19 protein-coding genes and 1 pseudogene are annotated in these 21,822 nt (G+C 62.0%); 15 read left to right on the top strand and 5 right to left on the bottom strand.

Features of this window, described 5'->3' with window-relative positions; translation table 11 throughout:
- The 3 genes and pseudogenes from WCA85_RS17995 to WCA85_RS17985 all read left to right on the top strand — a co-directional run.
- A pseudogene (locus WCA85_RS17995) lies at window positions 1–144 on the top strand (nucleotidyltransferase family protein); the annotation flags it as partial.
- Window positions 145–311: 167 nt separating this feature from the next.
- The gene (locus tag WCA85_RS17990) at window positions 312–1,040 is read left to right on the top strand and encodes a PIG-L deacetylase family protein (RefSeq protein WP_424066119.1); all 729 of its coding nucleotides are present in this window, start codon (window positions 312–314) and stop codon (window positions 1,038–1,040) included.
- Between the two features lie 165 nt (window positions 1,041–1,205).
- Window positions 1,206–1,346: a hypothetical protein gene (locus WCA85_RS17985; protein WP_424066137.1), complete on the top strand. Its 141-nt coding sequence runs from the start codon at window positions 1,206–1,208 to the stop codon at window positions 1,344–1,346.
- Window positions 1,347–1,432: 86 nt separating this feature from the next.
- Here the strand turns inward: WCA85_RS17985 and WCA85_RS17980 are convergent, their stop codons facing one another.
- Genes WCA85_RS17980 through aepX form a run of 3 tightly spaced genes read right to left on the bottom strand, consistent with a single transcriptional unit; the run spans window position 1,433 to window position 5,399 of the window.
- Window positions 1,433–2,497 (bottom strand): 2-aminoethylphosphonate aminotransferase, encoded by a 1,065-nt coding sequence (locus tag WCA85_RS17980; RefSeq protein ID WP_424066136.1) that lies wholly within the window; start codon window positions 2,495–2,497, stop codon window positions 1,433–1,435.
- Window positions 2,497–3,672, bottom strand: coding sequence for a phosphonopyruvate decarboxylase (gene aepY / locus WCA85_RS17975; protein ID WP_424066117.1), 1,176 nt, complete (start codon window positions 3,670–3,672; stop codon window positions 2,497–2,499). The genes WCA85_RS17980 and aepY overlap by 1 nt, the downstream gene beginning before the upstream one ends.
- The gene (gene aepX / locus WCA85_RS17970; protein ID WP_424066115.1) at window positions 3,669–5,399 is read right to left on the bottom strand and encodes a phosphoenolpyruvate mutase; all 1,731 of its coding nucleotides are present in this window, start codon (window positions 5,397–5,399) and stop codon (window positions 3,669–3,671) included. Before aepX ends, aepY begins: the two co-directional genes overlap by 4 nt.
- Window positions 5,400–5,912: 513 nt before the next feature.
- Between aepX and WCA85_RS17965 the strand changes: the two genes are divergently transcribed.
- The 8 genes from WCA85_RS17965 to WCA85_RS17930 all read left to right on the top strand — a co-directional run bounded on the left by WCA85_RS17965 (window position 5,913) and on the right by WCA85_RS17930 (window position 14,606).
- The gene (locus WCA85_RS17965) at window positions 5,913–7,454 is read left to right on the top strand and encodes a methyl-accepting chemotaxis protein (RefSeq protein WP_424066134.1); all 1,542 of its coding nucleotides are present in this window, start codon (window positions 5,913–5,915) and stop codon (window positions 7,452–7,454) included.
- Window positions 7,455–7,872: 418 nt separating this feature from the next.
- The gene (locus tag WCA85_RS17960; protein WP_424066114.1) at window positions 7,873–8,496 is read left to right on the top strand and encodes a trimeric intracellular cation channel family protein; all 624 of its coding nucleotides are present in this window, start codon (window positions 7,873–7,875) and stop codon (window positions 8,494–8,496) included.
- Window positions 8,497–8,613: 117 nt separating this feature from the next.
- Window positions 8,614–10,392, top strand: coding sequence for a peptidoglycan D,D-transpeptidase FtsI family protein (locus WCA85_RS17955; protein ID WP_424066112.1), 1,779 nt, complete (start codon window positions 8,614–8,616; stop codon window positions 10,390–10,392).
- Between the two features lie 183 nt (window positions 10,393–10,575).
- Window positions 10,576–10,746: a hypothetical protein gene (locus WCA85_RS17950; protein ID WP_424066110.1), complete on the top strand. Its 171-nt coding sequence runs from the start codon at window positions 10,576–10,578 to the stop codon at window positions 10,744–10,746.
- A gap of 109 nt (window positions 10,747–10,855) precedes the next feature.
- A complete protein-coding gene (locus WCA85_RS17945) occupies window positions 10,856–11,332 on the top strand; it encodes a PRC-barrel domain-containing protein (protein ID WP_424066108.1) in 477 nt (158 codons plus the stop codon).
- A 117-nt stretch (window positions 11,333–11,449) separates the two neighbouring features.
- Window positions 11,450–12,076 (top strand): TetR/AcrR family transcriptional regulator, encoded by a 627-nt coding sequence (locus WCA85_RS17940; protein WP_424066107.1) that lies wholly within the window; start codon window positions 11,450–11,452, stop codon window positions 12,074–12,076.
- Between the two features lie 101 nt (window positions 12,077–12,177).
- Window positions 12,178–13,677 carry an MFS transporter gene (locus WCA85_RS17935; protein ID WP_424066105.1) on the top strand — a complete coding sequence of 500 codons (1,500 nt, stop codon included), beginning with the start codon at window positions 12,178–12,180 and terminating at the stop codon, window positions 13,675–13,677.
- A gap of 200 nt (window positions 13,678–13,877) precedes the next feature.
- Complete coding sequence (locus WCA85_RS17930; protein WP_424066132.1) at window positions 13,878–14,606, top strand: SDR family NAD(P)-dependent oxidoreductase; 729 nt, start codon at window positions 13,878–13,880, stop codon at window positions 14,604–14,606.
- Window positions 14,607–14,730: 124 nt separating this feature from the next.
- Here the strand turns inward: WCA85_RS17930 and WCA85_RS17925 are convergent, their stop codons facing one another.
- The gene (locus WCA85_RS17925) at window positions 14,731–15,840 is read right to left on the bottom strand and encodes a DUF484 family protein (RefSeq protein WP_424066103.1); all 1,110 of its coding nucleotides are present in this window, start codon (window positions 15,838–15,840) and stop codon (window positions 14,731–14,733) included.
- Between the two features lie 333 nt (window positions 15,841–16,173).
- On the opposite strand from WCA85_RS17925, the gene WCA85_RS17920 reads away from it, so the two are divergent.
- The 3 genes from WCA85_RS17920 (at window position 16,174) to WCA85_RS17910 (ending at window position 19,864) form a co-directional block, all read left to right on the top strand.
- Complete coding sequence (locus tag WCA85_RS17920) at window positions 16,174–17,844, top strand: phospholipase C (protein WP_424066101.1); 1,671 nt, start codon at window positions 16,174–16,176, stop codon at window positions 17,842–17,844.
- Between the two features lie 127 nt (window positions 17,845–17,971).
- Window positions 17,972–19,399 carry a cytochrome-c peroxidase gene (locus tag WCA85_RS17915; protein WP_424066099.1) on the top strand — a complete coding sequence of 476 codons (1,428 nt, stop codon included), beginning with the start codon at window positions 17,972–17,974 and terminating at the stop codon, window positions 19,397–19,399.
- Between the two features lie 207 nt (window positions 19,400–19,606).
- Window positions 19,607–19,864, top strand: coding sequence for a DUF2866 domain-containing protein (locus WCA85_RS17910; protein ID WP_424066097.1), 258 nt, complete (start codon window positions 19,607–19,609; stop codon window positions 19,862–19,864).
- Between the two features lie 50 nt (window positions 19,865–19,914).
- Here the strand turns inward: WCA85_RS17910 and WCA85_RS17905 are convergent, their stop codons facing one another.
- On the bottom strand, window positions 19,915–20,298 hold the full coding sequence (locus tag WCA85_RS17905) for a GFA family protein (protein ID WP_424066096.1): 384 nt from the start codon (window positions 20,296–20,298) through the stop codon (window positions 19,915–19,917).
- A 669-nt stretch (window positions 20,299–20,967) separates the two neighbouring features.
- Between WCA85_RS17905 and WCA85_RS17900 the strand changes: the two genes are divergently transcribed.
- Entirely contained in the window at window positions 20,968–21,822 is an 855-nt protein-coding gene (locus WCA85_RS17900) for an oxidoreductase (RefSeq protein WP_424066095.1), read from the top strand.

The raw sequence follows: 21,822 nt of genomic DNA, 5'->3' as shown, positions 1-21,822 counted from the left end.
GAGCACCGCGACGCGCTCCGGGCGCTGGACGGCGACACCGGCGCACGGGCTTTGCTGACTGAACACCCGGTCGCGCGCCTCGACGTCGACGATCCCGGCATCCTGCGCGATGTCGACACGCCGGAGGATTTGCAACTGACCTGAGCGTGCGCACGGCATCTGCGGCGACGTTCTCTGGCACACTGCTTGCGGATGCACCAAGGCGTTACGCAACACGCGGAAATACCGTCTAAGCTGAGGTGACGCCCTCTCGAACGTCCTCAAGTACGAGACGGCTTTTTGCGCGAATGCGCGAACCGATAGCGATCTCCATGAGCGAAACCAGCCCACGCCTCTTTATCGTTTCACCTCATTTCGACGACGCCGTATTCAGTTGCGGCGCGTTGCTCGCCACCCATCCCGATGCCGTCGTCTGTACGGTGTTTGCCGCACCGCCGGAGCAGGATATGCACACCGAATGGGACCGCAAGGCCGGTTTCGGCAGTGCGCACGCCTCGATGCACGCCCGCACGCTCGAAGACGACGCGGCGCTCGACGTGCTCGACGCGGTTCCCGTGCGTATGCCGTTTCGCGACGGCCAGTACCTCGACTCGCCGTCGATCAGCAGGCTCGCCGCCGCCTTGGAAGAGACCATCTACCGATCCACCGCCAACACGCTGGTGATGCCGCTCGGTCTGCATCATCCCGATCACGTGCTGACATTCGACGCCTGCTGCGAAATTCTGCCGCGGCTCTCGCACCTTACGTGGTTTGCCTACGCGGAAGCCATTCACCGCTGCCAGCCGGGCGTCCTCGAGGCCCGACTCGCCGATTTGACGGAGCGCGGCATTGTCGCGACCCCGGCGCATCCGGTGGCGGCCAGCCATACGATCGATGCCGAGCGTCAGGCGCTGCTCAAGCGCGAAGCCGTTTATGCCTATGAAAGCCAGTTGCGCGTGTTCGGGCCGGATCGCTGGCAGGATGTATTCGGCGCTGAACGTTACTGGCAGCTCAGTGCTCCTCGGGGGCCGGGCCGGCGCGCGAGGAACGTGGCTCACTGAGGTGCCCCCTGGTTAACTCATGACGGTGAGACACTGAGGCGGCCACTAAGGCGACCCATTAAGGGATCATGCCCCGGCAAGCGCGTGTGGGATCGTCTACGCTACCAGTTGAAACATCGCAAACGCACCACTTCATTGCCACGAGGTGACGTCATGATTTGCAGCATGCACACAACTCCGATCCCCGAACCGCTCGCGGACCCGACGCGCGATCCGGAGGGTGATCCGCTGGTGCCGCCTTCGCCTGGTCATCACAACGATGAGCCGCAGCGCCCAGACGGCCCACCGGACAAGGACCCCGTGTAAACGAAAGCGCGCCGCGACTCGCGACTGCATGACAGCCGGAGTGCGCGGCGCGTATCGAACCAGGCGCCAGGCCCGGTTCGCGAGGCTTAGCGCGTCAAGTCGCTAAAGCCTTGCAGCAGGCGGTCGATATCCGCAGGCTGGATGTTGCCCATGGTGGAGATGCGGAACAGCTCCGCCGACAGGCCGCCCTGCCCCGCATAGATCACGAAACCGCGCGTCTTGAGGGCGTCGTGCAGTTGCGGATAGCTCACGCCCTCCGGCAGCCGGTACGCGCGCAACACCACGGACGATTCCTGCGGCGGCAGCACGCTCGCCATGCCGCGTTCGGCCAGACCCGCACGCGCCTGCTCGGCGAGCGCCGCGTAACGCTGGTGACGCGCCGTCCAACCGCCTTCGTCGTCAAGCTCGCGCAGCGCTTCGACGAGCGCGTAGTACGCATGTACCGACGGCGTAAACGGCGTATTGCGCTGATCCTGCAGCTTCGCGAGACGCCCGAGATCCAGATAGTAGGTCCGGCTGGCCGCCTGCGTCAGCGCCTCGCGCCGCACCATCACGAACGATGCGCCCGGCACGCCATGCAGACACTTGTTGGCAGTCGCGGCTACGGCGGCGATGGTGGTGTCCGCGAAATCGATTGCTTCGGCGGCGAAGCTGCTCACGCCATCCACCAGCAGCCGCACCCCGCGCCCGCGGCACACATCGGCCAATGCGCGCAGATCGTTCAACCGGCCCGTGGTGGTTTCATGATGAATCACTGCTACGTGCGTGAAGCCGCCCGCATCCAGACGCGCCGCAACCCGCTCGAGATCCGGTGCCTGCATCCAGTCATGCTTCAGCGCCTCATGCGCAATGCGGTACTGGTTCGCAATCTGCGTGATGCGCTCGCCGTACACGCCGTTTTCGATCACCAGCAGCTTGCCGTTCTCCGGCACCAGCGCCGCAATCATGCTTTCGACCGCCGCCGTGCCTGAACCGGTCATCAGCACGGGTTGCCACTCGTCGGCGGCAAGCTGATAGATGTTCAACAGACGCGCGCGCGCTTCTTCCTGCAGATCGAAAAACTCAGTCTCGCGGTGGCACAGATCCGGTTGCAGCAGACTCTGGCGCACGCGATCGGTCAGCGTGACCGGACCAGGATTGAGCAGCAGCATCATTGAGCTCCTTGAGCGGTGCTGATGTGACGCATCAGACGCGTCTTCACATCGGGCGGGGTAATCGTGGGACGCGGCAAGCCGTCGGGCGTGCCACGGCGAATCGTCAGACGCACGAAACGCGGGCCGTCGAGTTGCGGTGACGCGAACAGTTCGTCGAGCACGGCAACATCGTCGCCCTCGACCGCTGACGCATAGCCGCAAGCCGCCGCGACGCCGGCAAACGACACCTGCGGCGATACCGTCGCCTGGCCGCCGGTCGAATCGTGCGCGCCGTTGTCGAGCAACACGTGCGTGAGATTGGCCGGACCGTAGGCGCCGAGCGTCGCAAACGCACCCATGCGCATCAGCGCGGCGCCGTCGCCGTCGAGCGCAACCACGTGCAGGTCAGGACGCGCCAGCGCGAGACCCAGCGCGAACGGCGTCAGACACCCCATCGAGCCGACCATGTACAACTGGTTCGGACGATCGTCGAGCGCGTACAGTTCACGTCCGCAAAAACCCGTTGACGCGAGCACCACCGTCGATTCAGCGGGCGTCTGCGCAATCACGCGCTGCAACGCTGCCTGACGCGTGGGCAACGCATCTTGCACGACGCCGCGCCACTGCTCACGGGCGGTGCAGCGCGCGCCGCGCGCGGCGGCGTCGCCTTCCTTCAGTTCATACGGCGCCACGCTGCCCTTTTGCATCACGAGTGCGTAGGGGCGGCCGGTCTCATCCATGTGAGCAATCGCGCGGTCAAGCGCAGGGCCAATCGCTTCCGCTTCGGTTGGAAACGTTTCCCATGGAATTTCCATGGTGTCGAGCATGGCAGGCGTGACCGGCCCCATCAGCGCGTGCTGCGGCTCGTCCGCGACGCCCGGCTGGCCGCGCCATGTGACGATCAGCAGTTGCGGCAGACGGAACGTCCACGTGAGCGAGGTCAGCGGGCTCACTGCATTGCCGAGCCCGGAGTTCTGCATCATCGTGATGCCGCGACGGCCGTTCTGTGCGCCGAGCGTGACACCGGCGATCAGCGCGACCGCGTCACCCTCGTTGGCCGCCGACACGTAGTGCAGTGACGGGTCCTGCAACACGTAGTTGATGAAGGGCGTCAGATACGAGCACGGCACCCCGGCGTACCAGTCGAAGCCGCGTTCGCGCGCCGCTTCGACGAATTGTGAAGCTTCGATCATTGCGCCTCTCCGCCGGCCGCACCCGAGGCGAGCGGCGTTTGGCCATGCGCGAAGTCGCCCGCACGGCGGAAATCGTCGAGGTCGTTCACACCGCGCCAGTGGCCGTGGACATATTGCACTTCGATCGACTCACCCGCTTCGATCAGCGCGTTGAGCAGCGCCGGCATATCGAGGGAATCGAAATCGGGGCGTGCGCGCAACGTCGCCAGCACGGTTTGCAGACGCTCGCGTCCGGCGCCGCGCACATTCAGCAGACCGACCCAGCGGCCATGCGGCAACTCGGCGGCGTCCGAAGCGCCGTCCTGCAGTTCGCTCGACACGCGGCGCAGCAGCACCTTGTTGCCGAACAGGCCGCGATCATCTGGCGCCGAACACCAGGCGAAATCGCGCACGCTGCGATTGACCGGCTCGGTCAAGGACGAATCGACCACAACGCTAAACGGCGCTTCACTTTCGACCAGATCGCGCACGATGTAGCTGCGGAACAGCAGGTCGCCATATGAGATGACCGTATCGGACTTCAGCTTATCCACGGCGCAGGCAAGCGACGCCAGTTCACCGGTTTCCTCATGCCGTTCGTTGACGACCAGCTTGATGCCGGCGGTGTCGATAGCATCGGCACGATAGCCGCCGACCACGGTGATGTCGTTCACGCCCTGCTTCTTGAACGCATCGACGAGCCAGCGCAACAGCGGCTTGCCGGCGATCGGCAGCATCACCTTGGGGCGCTCGGCGGTGACCGCTTCGAGCCCGGCGCCGCGGCTTGCCGCCAGCACGATGGCCGAACCCGACGCGCGCGAAGCGGACAGATAGCGGTTTTCCGCTTCCGAATACTCGTCGGCGTCCTGCAGACGGAAGATTTCGTTGACAGTGGCGATGCGCTCTTCGACGTCGACGAGCGTCTCGCTGGCGTGGATTTCCTTCGCGACCGCCTGCATGGCCGAGGTCGCGGCACGGATCAGATGATTGGCCCAAATGACGGTGCTGATGCCCGCTTCGCGGAACACGTCGGTAGGGGTGCTGTAGTACTTGGTCGGCACGATTACGAGCGGACCACGGCCGGCCCATTCGCGGGCGAACTGCAGGATTTCGTCGGGGCGCGACAGCTTGCTGTGAATCAGGATCGCGTCGGCGCCTGCCTGACGATAGGCTTCGGCGCGACGCAGCGCCTCTTCCATGCCCCAGCCGGCGATGAGCGCCTCGACGCGCGCGACGATCGAAAAATCGTCGTCGGTTTGCGAGTCTTTGCCGGCTTTGATCTTGCCGCAGAACTCATCGATTTCGGCGAGCGGCTGGCGTTCGCCGTTGATGAAGCTGTTGGTCTTCGGGAACTGCTTGTCTTCGATACAAACGCCGGCGATGCCACGCTGTTCCAGCTTGCGCACGAGGCGGCGGACGTTGTTGAAGTTACCGTAGCCCGTATCGCCGTCGAGCAGGATGGGCAGATCGCTGGCGTCGGCCATGAATTCGAGGGTATCGACCACCTGGGTCCAGCTGGCTTCATTGTTATCGCGCACGCCGAACTGGGCGGAGATGGCGAGGCCAGAGCCCCAGATGGCCTTGAAACCGGCTTCGCGGACGATACGCGCGGACAGGCCGTTGTGGGCTTCCATCATGAATTCGAGCTGCGTGCTGGTGAGCATTTGACGCAGACGGGTGCTGCGGGGAAGCGTCGTGGTGTTGTCGCTGCGCGCGGCGGAAAGGGAGGCTGATTCGCGGGCGTTCATTGTTGGCGGTTCTCCTGCAGAGCATGCTGTTTTTGAGGTTCCCTTCGGGCGGGTTCTTTGCCCTTTCCTCGGCCCATTTTATGGGATCGGTTGCGGCCCTTTCGGGCGGGGGAAAATCGGGACTATAACGGAAGTGAATCGGGTTCGTCTTTTGGATGATATTAGTTTGGAGATTTTTGGAGAAATGTGGATTTTTGTTGTCATTGTTCGATGGCGTTCGCCGTTTCGTTCTTCTGTATTCTGCTTTTTCAATTTCTGATTATTTGTAGCGTCTGTTATTTCATGATTTTTTATTAAATGGTGATTTTTAATTTTAATTGTGAGCTTTCACATTCCTAATTGGCCTTTCCTTGTGTTCTTATTGGTTTATTAGCGAAAATGCAAAATCCTACGGGTTTCCCCGCCTACGCCGCCAGGCCATCAACGCCGATAACAATCACAGGCACTGGCTGTAAGCCCAAACCCCAATTTTATTGACGAAACCCCCAGCCGGAACTGCACAAAATGCACCCCTTGACCTTGAACAAAAAACTCGGGTCGATGATCGTCGTGTTATGGATCGGCCTGATCCTGATCGGCGGCTTCGGCGCGTGGCAGAACCGCGCCTCCATGATCTCGGACCGCCGTGAACAGCTCTCGGCCGTGGTCCAGCAATCGGTCAACGTCGTCAACCGCTTCTACTCCCTCTCGCAACAACACGTCCTCAGCGAACAGGACGCCCAAAAACAGGCGCTCGATACCCTCGCCGCCATGCGCTACGGTAAGGACGGCTATGTCTCGGTCAACGACTCGCAGCCCCGCATGCTCATGCATCCCATCAAGCCGGAACTCAACGGCAAAGACCTGAGCCAGTTCGCGGATCCGGCCGGCAATAAGCTGTTCGTCAACATCGTCACCGCCGGCAACCACGACGGTGGCGGCTTCGTCGACTATCTGTGGCCCAAGCCCGGTCACGATCAGCCAGTCGCTAAAACCAGCTATTCAATGCACTTCGCGCCGTGGGACTGGTACGTCGTGAGCGGCATGTATATGGACGACGTCCAGCAAGCCTTCTACGCCAACCTCGTGCTCTGGCTCGCCATCACCGTCGTGCTCGGCCTCATCGCCACCGGTGTCATGGCGCTCGTGCTGCGCAGCGTGCGCCGTACCCTCGGCGGCGATCTGGAAGCCGCCGTCGTGGCCGCGCAGCGCATGGCACGCGGTAACCTCGCCATCGGCGTGCCGGTTCGGCATCACGATACCGGCAGCCTGCTGCACGCGTTGCATACGATGCAGACCGGTCTGGTCGAGACCGTCTCGCGAGTGCGCGCCGGCACCGAGAACATCAACGTCGGCGCAACGGAAATCGCCGCAGGCAACACGGACCTATCGCAACGCACCGAAGAGCAGGCCGCTGCCCTCGTCCAGACCGCCTCGAGCATGGATCAGATGACGGTCAACGTGAAGCACAACGCCGAAAACGCCACCCAGGCGGCCCATCTCGCCGGCCAGGCCGCGGACGTCGCCACCCGCGGCAGCCGCGTCGTCGACGACGTGGTTCGCACGATGGGCGAGATTACCCATAGCTCGCGGCAGATCGGCGACATCATCGGTGTGATCGACGGTATCGCCTTCCAGACCAATATTCTGGCGCTCAATGCCGCCGTCGAAGCCGCTCGCGCGGGTGAACAGGGCCGCGGCTTTGCGGTGGTGGCCGCCGAAGTGCGCAGCCTCGCCCAACGCTCCGCGACGGCCGCCAAGGAGATCAAGGCGCTGATCGAAACCTCCACGCATACCGTCGAAGCCGGTGCATCGCTCGTCGCCAATGCTGGCTCCACGATGGGCGAGATCGTCCAGTCCGTGCGCCGCGTCAACGAAATCCTCGAGGAAATCAGCCACGCTTCGCGCGAACAGAGCGCCGGAATCGAACAGGTCAACCGGGCAGTTGGGGAAATGGATCAGGTCACGCAGCAGAACGCCGCGCTCGTCGAACAGGCCGCGGCTGCCGCGCATTCGCTAAAGGATCAGGTCGGCTCGCTGCGCGAGGCGATCGCGAGTTTCTCGCTGCCTGCCTAAGGACACGGGCACGATCATCTGCCGCCGGACGCGTCTGGCAATGGGCGCAACGACGCTCGCGCAACGGCAAAAAGAAGGCGCCAGCACAGCGGCTTGTTACGAAGCCGCCGGCGGCTAGGCGCCTCATTAATCACCCTGCGTCGGAGAGGACGCATCTCTCGAACGAATCACCCGCGAGGATTTTCAAATTCTCGCGGCGATTCCCACTCTACGCCCGCTGCAATGGCCTCCTCAGCGTGACCGGACGCCCACAAGCCCAACCCCTGCAAGCCACTTAAGCGGAATTCGGCGTTGCCGATTTCTGCTTAACGCGTTTTCGTCTGCGGCTGACGCTTCGCATAATGGCGCCTTTCCACCCGCGCGCAGCCCGCTCTTGCACAGAGCCAGACTCATCGCGCGATGACAAGGACCCGCCGCCATGCTGCTCCACACCCTCTACCTGATTGCGATTGTTGCTGAAGCCATGTCCGGGGCGCTGATGGGCATGCGCCGCGGCATGGATCGCTTTGGTCTGTGCCTCATCGGCACGGTGACGGCGCTGGGCGGCGGCACCGTCCGCGATGTGTTGCTCGGACACTATCCCCTTGCGTGGATCTCGCATCCAGATTACGTTTTAATTACAATCATGGCTGCCGCAATTGCGGCGGCGGGGGCGAGATGGTTGCGTCACCTGCAAAACCTGTTCGTGAGCGTCGATGCGCTTGGTCTGATTGCGTTCACGATCATCGGATGCGATATCGCCAGCACACTCGCGCTCAGCCCGTTGATCGTGGTGCTCGCAGGCGCGATCACCGGCGTATGCGGCGGCATGCTGCGTGACCTGCTGTGCAACGAAATGCCGCTCGTGCTACGTCAGGACCTGTATGCCAGCATCGCGCTCGGTGCGGCGGCGCTGTACCTGGCTTTGCAGCACGTCGGCGTCGCGCACGGGGTCGCCACGCTTGTCGTGCTCGTCAGCGGCTTTACGGTGCGCATGCTGGCGGTGCGCTTTCGTTGGCAGTTCAAGGTCTTCACCGCCGCCGATACGGGCGGCGCCCACTAATCCGGCAAGCGCCTGCCCGCGTGTGCCGCCGCTGAAGGAGCATGCCCGGGCACTGTCGATCAACCGCCCCGGCCTCGCCGGTCAGCCGTCGCTCGCCACGCGCCCGTCACCGTATTCATGATCCAGCAGAAAAAATCGCCGCCGCGCGACCCCCGTTCGCGCTCCGCCGCGCACCCGCTTCTCGCATCCCGATTGCCAGCGTGGCGCTCGAAGTTCGTAATCCTGATGATGTTGGCAGCCTTTGGCTCGCTTGCCGGACGTGCCTTCTGGGTGCAGGTCGTCGACCAGAATTTTTATGTGGCGCAAGGGCAAAAGCGCTATCAACACACCATTGCGCTCGATGCCACGCGCGGGCGCATCGTCGACCGCAACGGGTCGATGCTCGCAGTCAGCCTCGCTACCTACGAGATCTGGGCCACGCCCAAGCTGATCGAAGCAGCAGCCTTTGCGCCGCTGGCGACTTTGCTCAACGTCTCGCGCACGGAATTGGAGCGGCGTCTCACAGGGACCAAGCGCTTCGTCCTGCTCAAGCGCCAGGTCGATGCGGACACCGCCAGCCGTATCGACAACCTGGGGCTAGCCGGCATCACGCAGATTGCGGATTCGAAACGCTTCTACCCCGAGGGCGAATCGGCCGCGCATGTGGTCGGCTTTACGGATAGCGAGGACAACGGTCAGGAAGGCGTCGAGCTAGCCGCCAACCCGCAGTTGCTCGGCGAAGCCGGCGAACGCCAAGTAATCCACGACCGGCTTGGCCGGGCCGTGTTCGATACCCGCCCGCTCGTGCCGCCACAAAACGGCGCCACGGTGCATCTGACGATCGACCGCCGCATCCAGCAACTCGCCTACGCGCAACTCAAGGCGGCCGTCGCGAAGCACAAGGCGGAAGCCGGCAGCGTCGTTGTGCTGGATGCACGCAACGGAGAGATTCTCGCGCTCGCCAACTACCCGAGCTTCGACCCGAACGACCGCTCGCGCCTGAGCGGGCGGCAGCTGCGCAACCGCGCGGTGGTCGACACCTTCGAACCGGGCTCGACGATCAAACCGATGGTCGTCGCGCTGTCAATGGACGTGGGCAAGGTGCGCGCGCAGAGCCTCATCGATACCGCGCCGGGCTGGTACAAGATCGGTCCATCAGTCATTCACGACACCTCGAATCACGGCGTAATGACCGTCGCCGAAGCCGTGCAGAAGTCGAGCAATATCGCCCTCGCGAAGCTCGCGCTCAATTTACCGGCCGAGACGATCTGGACCAAGTACCAGGACTATGGGCTTGGCCGCAGGCCGGATCTGACGTTCCCCGGGGTCGCTGCGGGCAAGGTGCGCCCATATAAGCGCTGGCGACCGATCGAACAGGCGACGATGGCCTACGGTTATGGCCTCTCCACCTCGCTGCTGCAACTGGCGCAGATATACACCGCCTATGCCGGCGACGGCACGATGCATCCGGCTCGCCTGCTGGTGAGCGATCCCACGGACGGATTGAGCCTGGACAGCACGCAAGGCAACCCACCACCCGATAAACGCTTGAGCGCACCGCACGCTACAGGCAGCGACCACCCCGTGACGACGCCCGCTACCGCGCGAGCGATCCGCTCGATGCTGGAAATGGCCGTTGATGCGGGTGGAACTGGGAGCGCGGCGGCGATCGAAGGATACCGGGTGGGCGGCAAGACCGGCACCGCGCGCAAACAGGTCGGCGCCGGGTACGCGAAGAACCGCTATCGCGCGTTGTTCGTCGGCATGGCGCCCATGAGCAGCCCGCGCCTGATCGTCGCGGTGATGATCGACGATCCGGCCGGCCACGCCTTTTACGGCGGCACGGTCGCCGGCCCCGTGTTCGGCGCGGTCACAGGCGGCGCGCTGCAATTGCTGGGGGTGCCGCCCGATGCGTAACGGGGTCCAGAGAACTGGACGGGCGAGACGGTCTGCGCGGCGGCGATCGCTTCAGGCGCAGAATCTGCTACTCAACAGACCGGCTGGTAACTCGCACCAGCCCCATGACTCGACGGCCGCACCGGGATGAAGCGTGACACGGCAGACAACCCATCGCATCCGTCGGCTACCAAGGAGAAAGCAATGACGATGGTGATTTATCTTGTCGGATGGCTCGTTCTGATAGGCGGCGTGTGCTGGGCACTCATCGCCATGCACGTCTCCCAGCACACCATCGAAATCGTCGCCGTCATCATGCTCGGCGTCGCGATCATTACGGGAGCCACCCGCACACGCAATCGGGATCGCTCGTAGCCGCTGCCTGGCCCTTTACCGCATCTTTCGTAGGCGGCGCTGAGTGTCGAGTCTGTCCAGGTATGTCCCTTGCGCGACCTCTGATGCACCATTTTCCAAGGAGGCGATCATGGGCTCAATCAATCCTCAAGGCGACACACGCGGTGGAGCGAACGTAATTGGCGGCGGCATGGGTGAAGGCCCGGGGCCTGAAATCATGGCCGCGGCAACGCTGGACGGCAACAAGGTGATGTCCTCAGATGGCGAACACGTCGGCAAGATCTCCGACATCATGCTGGACGTGCGCAGCGGACGGATCGCCTACGCAGTTCTGGCTGAAGGCGGGTTTCTGGGAATGGGCGCAAACCTGCACGCCATTCCCTGGAACGCGCTGACGCTCGACACGGACCAGAAGTGTTTCCACGTGGACATCGCCGCGCAACGTCTGAAGGACGATCCGGGCTTCGACAAGGATCACTGGCCGACGATGGCGGATGCGAAGTGGGGCGCGACGACGCACAGCTATTACAACCGCCAACCGTATTGGCTCGCGACGCAAGAAGTGGTCGAAACCGATCCCGACATGCGGCCGCCGCTCGATCACTGACAGGTCCACCGGCTTAGCCGCGAAGCGCTCTGTGCGTAGTTTCGGATGAGCATAGACGCTTCGATCGGGATTAATTTCCCCTTGATTTGTTGAACGATCAGTCATAAACTCCGCTGCATGATACAACCCGACAATCTCCAGAACTCCCACGCGACCCGCGCCCGAGGCCGGCCGCGGGAGTTCGACACGGATGCCGTGCTGGAGAGCGCGAGCCAGATTTTCCGGAATCAGGGTTATCACGCCACCTCGATCGACGATCTCTGCAAAGCCACGGGTGTGTTGCGCGGCAGCCTGTACGGCGTGTTCGGCGACAAACGCGGCATCATGCTGGCCGCGTTGGATCACTACGCTGAAGGTTCGGTCGCGCGTCTGGCTGAACGGTTGAATGCGCCGGTTCCGCCGGAGGAATCGCTGCGCAATGCTTTGCAGCATTACGCCCGGATATCGCTAGCACTGACCGGGCAACGCAGTTGTTTCATCTCCAAAGCCACGCTTGAAATGCAACCCGACGACGAAGCGCTGCACTCCCGCATCGCGTCGGTTCACCGTCGCATGGCAACGTTGCTGGCGGCGGCGGTGATTCGCGGCCAGGCGAGTGGCGCGTTCAAATCCACGCTCGACGAAAAAGCGGTCGGCCAGTTTCTACTATGCGTGATGCAAGGTATGCGCGTGCTAGGGAGGGCGGCGCACGACGAGAGCGAGATGCTGAACATTGTCGACGTAGCAATGAGCGCGCTTACCTAACTTTTTTTGCCAATTTTTTGAACGATCGTTCATAAATTCAGAAGCCCGAACGATGAATGTATTTGTCTAAACTTTTTTGCCTAATTTTTGAACGATCATTCATGAATTCCGACACCCTTAAGTCCGCCTCCCCGCTTTGTGCCGCGTCGGCTGCGGCCACCGTGCACCCCGCCGGACATTCCGTGCCGCGCTTCGAACGGCAGGAGCTCGCGCTCGCTGTGTTGTTCGTGGGCGCGTTTCTCGCGCCGCTCGATTACTTCATCGTCAATCTTGCGCTACCGTCGATTCATACCGGTCTGAACGCTACGGACGCCCAGTTGCAACTGGTAGTCTCGGCCTACGCGTCGGCCTATGCGGTACTGCTGATCACCGGTGGTCGGCTCGGTGACCTGTTCGGCCGGCGCCGAATGTTCATGACCGGCATGGCCGCGTTCGTGGTGGCCTCCGCGTTATGCGGCACGGCCACGAGCGGCCACCTGCTGGTGATCGCGCGGATCGTGCAGGGAATGGCGGCAGCCGTGATGGCGCCGCAAGTGCTCGCGACGATCCGCGCAGTCGTGCCCTTGCACCAGCAGACCAAAGTGATGAGCTTCTACGGCCTCGTGTTCGGGCTGGCATCGATCGTCGGACAACTGGGCGGCGGCGCGCTGATTACGTACCACCCGTTCGGCCTCGACTGGCGCATCATTTTTCTGATCAATATCCCGATCGGCATTCTCGCGTTCATCGGCACGTGGAAGTTCGTGCCCGAGAATCAGCCGAAGACGCAGACCGGCGTCGATTTCAAAGGCGTGGGTTTGCTATCGGCGGTTCTGATGCTGGTCATCTATCCCATGACGCATGGTCGTGAAGCCGGCTGGCCACTCTGGACGTTCGCAATGTTCGCGCTCGCCGTGCCCGTGTTTGCGTTGTTCGTCGCAACCGAGCGGCGTGTCGAGCGACTGGGCGGCCATCCGCTGGTCGATCTGCAGTTGTTCCGCAATCCGGCTTTTGCGCTAGGCCTTGTGCTCGCGTTCCTGTTCTATTGCAACAGCGCGTTCTTTCTCACGTACGGCATCTTCCTGCAAACCGGTTTGCACTGGTCACCGCTCGCATCGGGCATCGCGATCATGCCGTTTGCGATCGGTTTCGTGATCGGACCGCTACTTTCGCCGATCGTGGTCAAGCGCGTGGGTGGTCATGTGCTGACGCTCGGCTTTTCGATGATGACGCTCGGCTTCGTCGTGACCGGTTGGGCATCCACCCAGGCTGTTTCGCCCGACTTGCTGTTTTACTGTGCGCTGCCGTGCGCGGGCATCGGACAAGGTTTGTTGTTGCCGTCGATCATGCGCATCGTCCTGCACGAAGTAGCGCAGGAGAAAGCCGGGCTGGCGTCGGGTGTGATTTCGTCGACCCTGCAGATCGGCGCGGCATTCGGCACGGCAGCCGTTAGCGGCGCGTTTTTCAGCGTGCTCGGCGGCCGTACCACGCCAGAGGCCTACGCGCACGCGTTCCAGAGCAGCCTCGCAATCAACGCACTGCTGATGTTCATCTGTATCGGACTGAGCGTGCTGCTGGTGCGCCACCAGAAGCTGGCATCGCTGCGCACGGCACCTGTTTGATCCAGCATGCGTTCGCCAGTCCTGGCGACGTACTCAACCGCATTGAAGCGTGGCGAGCCGGGAACAACTCGGTTCGCCCGAATAGCGCCTTCGGGCAAGTTGCGCCGGACTCATTCCGGCAGTCACATCAACCGAAAACCGGCCAGCCATCCGACTGACCAAAGATGCGCGGCAGGGTAAGGTCAACAGGAGCAGCACTCATGGGCAAGTTACAAGGAAAAATCGCCGTCATCACAGGCGGCACAACGGGAATCGGCTTGGCGACCGCCAAGCTGTTCGTTAGCGAAGGGGCTTATGTATTCATTACCGGCCGTCGTGAGAAAGAACTCGACGAGGCCGTGAAGGAAATCGGCAGCAACGTGACCGGCGTGCGCGGCGATATTGCCAACCTGGCTGATCTTGACCGTCTCTATGAAATTGTCGGAGCCAAGGGACGTATTGACGTTCTGTTTGCCAACGCTGGCGTCGGCGAGTTCGGTCTGCTGGAAAAGCTGACCGAGCAGCACTTCGACAAGATCTTCGACATCAATGTAAAGGGCACGCTATTCACGGTGCAAAAGGCATTGCCGCTGCTGAATGATGGCGGCTCGATCATTCTCACCGGCTCGGTTGCGGGTGTTAAAGGCACGCCGGCCTTCGGCGTCTACGGCGCGAGCAAGGCGGCGGTCCGCAGTTTTGTGCGCACCTGGACTGCGGAACTGAAGGATCGCCGTATCCGTTCCAACGTGATTAGCCCTGGTCCGGTCGAAACGCCGATTCTAGATGGTCAGCCGGACGAAATCATTTCACGGATGGTCGCCTCTATCCCTATGGGACGCATCGGGCAAGCCCACGAAGTCGCGACTGCGGCGTTGTTTTTGGCCTCAGATGACTCCAGCTTCGTTACGGGAACCGAACTGTTTGTCGATGGCGGTCGGGCGCAGATATAAGCAAAGGTGTAGTCATGGGTTTGCGGGCCACCGGGTTGCGATCCGCGTGGACCTGCTCAACCGGGTGACGGCATTGGCTCACGCACAGGGCGTCCGTATTGCGCGAATTGCCGCCCCGCCCAGCCTAAACCGCATTGCGTTCCTCAGCCGCAAACATCTCCACCCGATTGCGCCCGTTATTTTTCGCCTGATACATCGCGCGATCGGCTTCGTCGATCAAAGCCTGGCCAAGCTCGGCCGCCTGATTTGCGCCACCGCTAATCGTGCGCGCAGTCACGCCAATCGAAACCGTCAACGCAATGCGTTCGCCGTCGTCGTCCTGCAGATCGAGCAGTTCTACAGCATGACGCACTCGCTCCGCGGCAATCAACGCGTCCGAACGATCCCCCTGCAGCAACGCGGCAAACTCCTCTCCTCCATAACGCGCAAGCGTATCGCCAAGACGCACCTGCTGTCGCACGCAGGCGGCGACCGCGGCGAGCGCGCGATCACCCGTAAGGTGTCCATACGTATCGTTGATGCGCTTGAAGCAATCGACATCGATAAACAGGCACGCCACCGGCAGTGAGTAGCGCGCCGCGCGCTGGATTTCCTCGCGCAGCCGTTCGTCGAAATAACGGCGGTTGGACAGACCCGTCAGTGGATCGGTCATACCCAGTTGTTTGAGGCGCTCACGGTGCGCGACGTTGTCGAGGCTCGCCGTCACGATGCTCGCGAAGCGTTCGAGGATATCTGTCGCCATGCCCTCACTGAAGCGCCCCGCATCTTGGCTACCCAGGCACAGATAGCCGGAAAGTGAACCACCGGCTGCAAGCGGCAATACGATCGCACTCGCCAGCAAGGCAGCGGGGTCGAACAAAGCCGTGCTCGCGACCTCGTCCATCTCGCTCACGCGTCCTAGCCACGGCTGGCCGGATTCGCACAGGCGAGCCGCCGCGAGACCGCCCTCGCGACCCGTCTTCAGATTGCGCTGGTTAAGCGTATGCAAGGCGCCCGGATCGAGCAGATCGCGCAATATCGGCGTGCGCTCGTCGAGCCAAACCGACACGCTCGCCAGAGCGAATTCCTGCGGCAAGTGGTTGAACAGCGTCTCAAGGAAGGAAGCAAAGTCCTGAGCACCGATCAGGCGCAACTCCACGTTCTGGAAGCGGCGCAGCGTGCGCTCGTTGTGCTGCACGGTATCGACTAACGCGCGCAGGCGGTCGGAAAGTGGCGATTGAGCGAGATTGGTCACGTTATCGAGGTGGCGGCCCTAAGGCGAGGCGGAGTCGGCAGCTCCAACCCCTTTTATAACGGCTGTTTGAGCGCGGTCTTGAGGGTGGCCCGAGTTTTTCCCCAACCAATACCTCTTATCGTTTCTTTCAATTTATTTTCAGGCGATAACAAACGTGTAAGAAAAGCGTCTCTATAGGTTCATCCCCGAATGTTTCAATTCGAAAGCTTCAAATCACGTCCCCGGAAGGTCTGCATCCTTCGCGAAGTGCGCGCGGCAACGTCGGCGCGCTGCATGAGGCGAGTGCCAAAGACCTGAAAAATGAAAAGCCAACACCTTTTGGAGTTACGTTAAATGTTGCGTCGAGCCTTGATTGCTGTACCCAGCGCCGGGTTGGCATTAGCCCTGTTTGCCTGCGGTGGCAGCAGCAACACCATTAAGTCCTCCGCACAGGATGCACTGAACACCGCCACGCCGATCAAGCATCTGGTGGTGATCTACGGTGAAAACATCTCGTTCGATCACTACTTCGGCACCTACCCGAAAGCGACTAACCCGAGTGGCGAGCCGGCCTTCACGGCAGCCACGGCTACACCGTCGGTCAATGGCCTGAGCGGCACGCTGCTCACCGCCAATCCGAACTTGACCAATACGCTGAACGGCGAAGGCGCGGCCAATCCGTTCCGCCTCGACCGCACGCAAGCGGCGACGGCTGACCAGAACCACGCCTACACCGCCGAGCAGCAGGCCTACGATAACGGCCTCGCCGACCTGTTCCCGAAGTACACGGGTAACGCCACGAGCGGCGGCGCCGGTGCATTCGGCACGACTGGCCAGGTGATGGGCTACTTTGACGGCAACACCGTCACCGCCCTGTGGAACTACGCGCAGAACTTCTCGATGAACGACAACGCCTACACGACGGACTATGGTCCTTCGACGCCGGGCGCGCTGGATGTCGTGTCGGGTCAGACCAACGGCTTCCAGATCGTCAAGACGACCAAGCAGCCTTCGACAGTCGCTGTGCCCACCTACTACATCAACGATGGCCAGGGCGGCTACACGCTGATGGGCGACGTGGATCCGGCGAATGACACTTGTTCGAGCGCGACGGACACCGGCATGCTGACGGGCAAGAACATCGGTGACCTGCTCAACGCGCAGAACATCACGTGGGGCGGCTTCATGGGCGGCTTCAACCTGACCGAAACGAACCCGAACGGCACCACGGCTTGCAAGCGCAGCACGATCGCTACGGCAGTGGGCGCGGCGGTGGCCGATTACGTCCCGCACCACAACTGGTTCCAGTACTACGCGTCGACGTCCAACGCGCAGCACACGCGCCCGAGCTCGACCGCGGCAATCGGCTCGAGCCTCGAAACGGACGGCAAGACGGCTGAACCGGCAAACCACGAGTACGACACGGACGACTTCTTTGCCGCCGTGCAGGCTGGCAATTTTCCGTCGGTGAGCTTCCTGAAGGCGCCGGCCGCGCAAGACGGTCACGCTGGCTATTCGGACCCGCTCGACGAACAGCAGTTTGAGACGAAGGTCGTCAACTTCCTTGAGCAGCAAAAGGATTGGCCGAACACGGCTGTGATCATCACGTTTGATGACTCGGACGGCTGGTACGACCATCAATATGCGACGCCCACCCACGCCTCGTACAGCAGCACGGTTGACCAGCTGAACGGCGCCGGCGTCTGCGGCACGGGCGCAGCCACGACCGGTGTCAGCGGCGGCGCGGTCAACGGCCGCTGCGGTCCGGGTACGCGCATTCCGTTCATCGTGATTTCGCCGTGGGCCAAGGTCAACTACGTGGATCACACGGAGATCGACCAGACTTCGGTGGTGCGTTTCATTGAAGACAACTGGCTCGGCGGCACGCGCCTCGGCGGTGGTTCGTTCGACTCCACCTCGGGCAGCATCATGGGCATGTTCAACTTCAGCGGCAGCGGCAACAACCCGGTGGTCTATCTGGACGGGACCTTGGGCACGCCGGTCGCGACACCGCCCGCCCTTTAATAACATTGCCACCGCTGCGGGCGAGCCGTTCGCTCGTAGCGGATCGTTGCGGTGCCGTGTTGCAGCCTTCGCGGGCGGCAACACGGTTTTCATTTTTTTGGTCGCGCAAGCGCAGTGAATCGAAACTATGACCGAGCTTTCCACCTCGCCTTTGAAGACCCCTCCCCTTGGTGCCCCGCCCGCTCGCAACGGCCGCCGTCTGCTTGTGCAGGCCGCGCTCGGCATCGTCATTGCAGCGATTGGCTTTAGCGCCTTCGCCGTCGTGTATCCGGAGAAGACGCCGGATGCGGTCGGTGAGATCGTCGAGAACCTGACCGGTGCGAACCCGCATCCCATTGTGCTGCAAAGGGCGCCGGCGGAGCCGCTGAGCGCGGTGGCGCAACTCGGCAAACAGATGTTCTTCGATACCGCGCTGTCCGCGTCGGGCCGTCAGTCGTGCGCGTCGTGCCACAGTCCGGAACACGCGTATGGACCGCCTAACAATCTCTCCGCACAATTCGGCGGCGCCGATCTGAAGCTCCAGGGCTATCGTCCGCCGCCCTCGCTGATGTACCTGAACCGTCAGCCGAATTTCAGCATCGGTCCCGACGCCAGCGAAAACGACGACCCGGTCAGCGTTGCGCAGCTCGCTACGCAAAATGCCGGCGTGCAAAAAGCGCAAAAGACCGCGGGCGCCGCACCCGCCGCGCCGCAAATGGTGCCGCAGGGTGGCTTCTTCTGGGACGGCCGCGCCGACACGCTGCAGCAACAGGCTTCCGGCCCGATGCTGAACCCGGTCGAAATGGCCAATAAAGACATCGGCGAAGTAGCGCAGAAGCTGGAAAAGTCGCCGTACCGAAACGTCTTTATCCAGCTCTTCGGGCCCAACATCTTCAAGGACCCGCGCCTCGTGGTCTCTGAAGCGATGTTCGCGATCGGCCGCTATCAGTTCGAAGATAACTCGTTCCACCCGTACACCAGCAAGTACGATTACTGGCTGGAGGGCAAGGCTCGCCTGACGCAGACCGAACTGCATGGCCTGCGCCTCTTCAACGATCCTGACAAGGCCAATTGCGCCGGCTGCCACCTGTCCAAGCCGAGCCTTGACGGCTTTGCGCCGATCTTTACCGATTACCAGTACGAAGCGCTGGCGCTGCCGCGCAATCCAGCGCTGGTGCAGAACAAGGACCCGCACTTCTTCGACATCGGCATTTGCGGCCCCTTCCGCACGGACCTGACGGATCAGAAGCAATATTGCAGCATGTTCCTGACGCCGACGCTGCGTAACGCGGCAACCCGACAGGTGTTCTTCCATAATGGCGTGTATCACACGCTCGACCAGGTCATGACGTTCTACAACGTCCGCAATACTGACCCAGGGAAGATCTACCCCCTTGGGGCGGACGGCAAGGTCCAGCAATTCAACGACATTCCGAAGCAATACCTCGCAAACGTCGACTTCACCGATGCGCCGTTCGATCGCAAGTTCGGCGACAAGCCGTCCATGACCGACCAGGAGATGCGCGACATCATCGCGTTTCTGCAGACGCTTAACGATGGTTACAAGGTGAAATAAGTTCGGCTCGAACCGCGTATTTCTGTGACCGTTTTAAGGCTGGCTTAATTCTTCCCTGCAACTATGGCGCTCAACATCCCCTGTTGAGCCGCCAGAGCACCGGCGGCGTCTTTTTACCCAGAGGATGCCGCCGCGCGCCGCGCCTAACGCAACGTGCCGCATACATCGCAAGATGAAGCGCATTCCTGCGAGGGAAAATAACAAGCCATGGTTGAAGACACAGTATTCGAACATCTGCGGGCCATACCCGGCAACGAGTGGGTGGGCCAGATTCAATCCTGTACGGTCTCGGACCCTTTGCAGCCACCGTGGGGCCGCTCGTACCGCCTCGTGGAATGGACGATGAAACACACGCCCGAATCATGCAGGCGCGTGGTGCCAGCCGAGAGCACGCCGCTCGAAATCGCTCAGGCGGTTGTTTCACATATCCCAGGGCGTCGCTTTTGTCAGCAGGGCGAAGGTTAGCCGACTGGTTTCACGTTTTCCGCCTTAACATTAGGCGCCTCACGTTCTCATCAACCGGCCGCCTCAACCGTGGCGTTTGTTCTGGTGCGCTGCACGCGCCCGGGCGTCCTATCGCTCTCGCCCTCCTCCTCGAGGCAGGCGGACGCAATCGATACGTACTCCCCACCCAATGTCTCCGCATAACCACGCCGGAAGCTCGCGACGCCGCAACTCCGGCAAAACAGATGGTGCCCACCGCGCGTGCCAAATGGATAGTCACCGAGTTCCGCCTCGTCTGACAGCAGGCGAAAATCCTCCGCCCTGATCAACGTCTCCGTTTGCGGGTGCCTCGAGCAGATCCAGCAGTTGCAGCGGCGGGTACCGCCACTCGGATCGACGTCAGCCTCGAAACGCACCTTGCCACAATGACAGCTACCCTGGTATGTCTTCTTCATCGCTGAACCTCCGCAACCTTTGAGCGGGCAACGCTCGTATGTGATGTTGAGGTTCATTCTAGGGAGGGGCTACTGCCAGCGTAGTGTCAGCAGGACCTGGCAGCAGCAAAGCGGTCGCGCCCCTCGCGTGCCGCGCTTCGCTTTGCAATGGTTGACAGTCGCTTATCGCGCTTGTGCCTATGATGGGGCCATTGAATCATTACGTGCGTGGTTATCCGACATGGCCTATCCCTATGACATTTTGCCCGCTGCCTGCCTCTTCATCATCGTCGTTGGCGCGACGATTTTGCTTGCGCTCAGCTAGTTATTCTTCGGCCTCATCAGCGCTCGCGTTTCCGCGCTCCGGCTCTTGCGCACCTCGTTACACAATCCCCGACACCCACCAGGGTTATCACGCCGATTCTTCAGATCAACGACAATGACTGCGTACCCTCGCCGTCTACCATCTCGAGCCGTCCTCTTCTCGCTCGCTTTACGACTCGACTCGACCCGACGCGCCTCTGGTTTCGGGCGACGCTTCCGGCTCCTGAGTATCAACCGCGCTCAGGGCTGACCGGAGACCGGCCGGGCACGCTATTGGCGACCTTTAACGCTGTGCGCATCGCATGGGCTCATCCGGCCTTGTGCACGCCTCTTTTTGCGTTTGCAACAGACACAGGAGTTTCCCAAATGATGAATCGAGACAACCCCGTCTGGCTGATTACGGGCTGTTCAACTGGCTTCGGTCGTGAACTGGCGAAACTGGTATTGGCGCGTGGCTGGCGAGCCGTCGTCACCGCGCGTGATGCCTCGAAAGTCGCGGACATCGTCGAGGGCCATGAGGACCGGGCACTCGTGCTGCCGCTCGACGTCACCCAACGGGCGCAGATCGACACTGCGGTTGCCCAGGCCACGGAGCGCTTTGGGCGCATCGATGTGCTCGTCAATAACGCCGGTTATGGTTACCTTGCCGCCATTGAGGAAGGCGAAGATTCAGCCGTACGCGACATGTTCGAAACCAACGTGTTCGGCCTCATCGATATGACCAAGGCCGTTTTGCCGCTGATGCGCAAACAACGCAACGGCCTGATCGTCAACGTGTCGTCGATTGGCGGCATCTCGAGTTTTGCGGCGACGGGCTACTATCACGGCACCAAATACGCAGTGGAAGGGATTTCGGAATCGCTTGCCCTCGAAGTCAAGCCGTTGGGTATCGATGTGATGCTGGTCGAGCCGGGGCCATTCCGCACCAATTGGGCCGGCCCGTCGATCAAGCAGTCTGCGACCATCATCGACGATTACGCGCCCACCGCCGGCGAGCGGCGTAAGCAGACCGCTGCGCGTAGCGGCAACCAGGCGGGGGATCCCGTGCGCGGTGCGCAGGCCATCATCGATGCCGCGTTGGCAGACTCGACGCCATTGCACCTGCTGCTCGGCAAGGCTGCGCTAGTACTTGCGCGCAAAAAGCTCGACACGCTGCGCAAAGACTTTGATCGCTGGGAGGCGACTACGGTTGGCGCGGATTATCCCGAGAGCGGGCAATAA

The sequence above is a fragment of the Paraburkholderia sp. genome, from assembly GCF_049581445.1.
GTDB lineage: Bacteria > Pseudomonadota > Gammaproteobacteria > Burkholderiales > Burkholderiaceae > Paraburkholderia.
The sequence above is the reverse complement of the archived record's forward strand: the minus strand, read 5'-3'. Positions and strand labels throughout refer to the sequence as shown.

Coding starts and splice junctions, on each gene's coding strand:
- WCA85_RS17930 (WP_424066132.1), top strand. CDS start 13,878: ATGGGCAAGTTACAAGGAAAAATCGCCGTCATCACAGGCGGCACAACG.
- WCA85_RS17980 (WP_424066136.1), bottom strand. CDS start 2,497: ATGCTGCTGCTCAATCCTGGTCCGGTCACGCTGACCGATCGCGTGCGC.
- WCA85_RS17985 (WP_424066137.1), top strand. CDS start 1,206: ATGCACACAACTCCGATCCCCGAACCGCTCGCGGACCCGACGCGCGAT.
- WCA85_RS17915 (WP_424066099.1), top strand. CDS start 17,972: ATGACCGAGCTTTCCACCTCGCCTTTGAAGACCCCTCCCCTTGGTGCC.
- WCA85_RS17910 (WP_424066097.1), top strand. CDS start 19,607: ATGGTTGAAGACACAGTATTCGAACATCTGCGGGCCATACCCGGCAAC.
- WCA85_RS17950 (WP_424066110.1), top strand. CDS start 10,576: ATGACGATGGTGATTTATCTTGTCGGATGGCTCGTTCTGATAGGCGGC.
- WCA85_RS17900 (WP_424066095.1), top strand. CDS start 20,968: ATGATGAATCGAGACAACCCCGTCTGGCTGATTACGGGCTGTTCAACT.
- WCA85_RS17960 (WP_424066114.1), top strand. CDS start 7,873: ATGCTGCTCCACACCCTCTACCTGATTGCGATTGTTGCTGAAGCCATG.
- WCA85_RS17955 (WP_424066112.1), top strand. CDS start 8,614: ATGATCCAGCAGAAAAAATCGCCGCCGCGCGACCCCCGTTCGCGCTCC.
- aepY (WP_424066117.1), bottom strand. CDS start 3,672: ATGATCGAAGCTTCACAATTCGTCGAAGCGGCGCGCGAACGCGGCTTC.
- WCA85_RS17905 (WP_424066096.1), bottom strand. CDS start 20,298: ATGAAGAAGACATACCAGGGTAGCTGTCATTGTGGCAAGGTGCGTTTC.
- WCA85_RS17940 (WP_424066107.1), top strand. CDS start 11,450: ATGATACAACCCGACAATCTCCAGAACTCCCACGCGACCCGCGCCCGA.
- WCA85_RS17920 (WP_424066101.1), top strand. CDS start 16,174: ATGTTGCGTCGAGCCTTGATTGCTGTACCCAGCGCCGGGTTGGCATTA.
- WCA85_RS17990 (WP_424066119.1), top strand. CDS start 312: ATGAGCGAAACCAGCCCACGCCTCTTTATCGTTTCACCTCATTTCGAC.
- WCA85_RS17945 (WP_424066108.1), top strand. CDS start 10,856: ATGGGCTCAATCAATCCTCAAGGCGACACACGCGGTGGAGCGAACGTA.
- aepX (WP_424066115.1), bottom strand. CDS start 5,399: ATGAACGCCCGCGAATCAGCCTCCCTTTCCGCCGCGCGCAGCGACAAC.
- WCA85_RS17935 (WP_424066105.1), top strand. CDS start 12,178: ATGAATTCCGACACCCTTAAGTCCGCCTCCCCGCTTTGTGCCGCGTCG.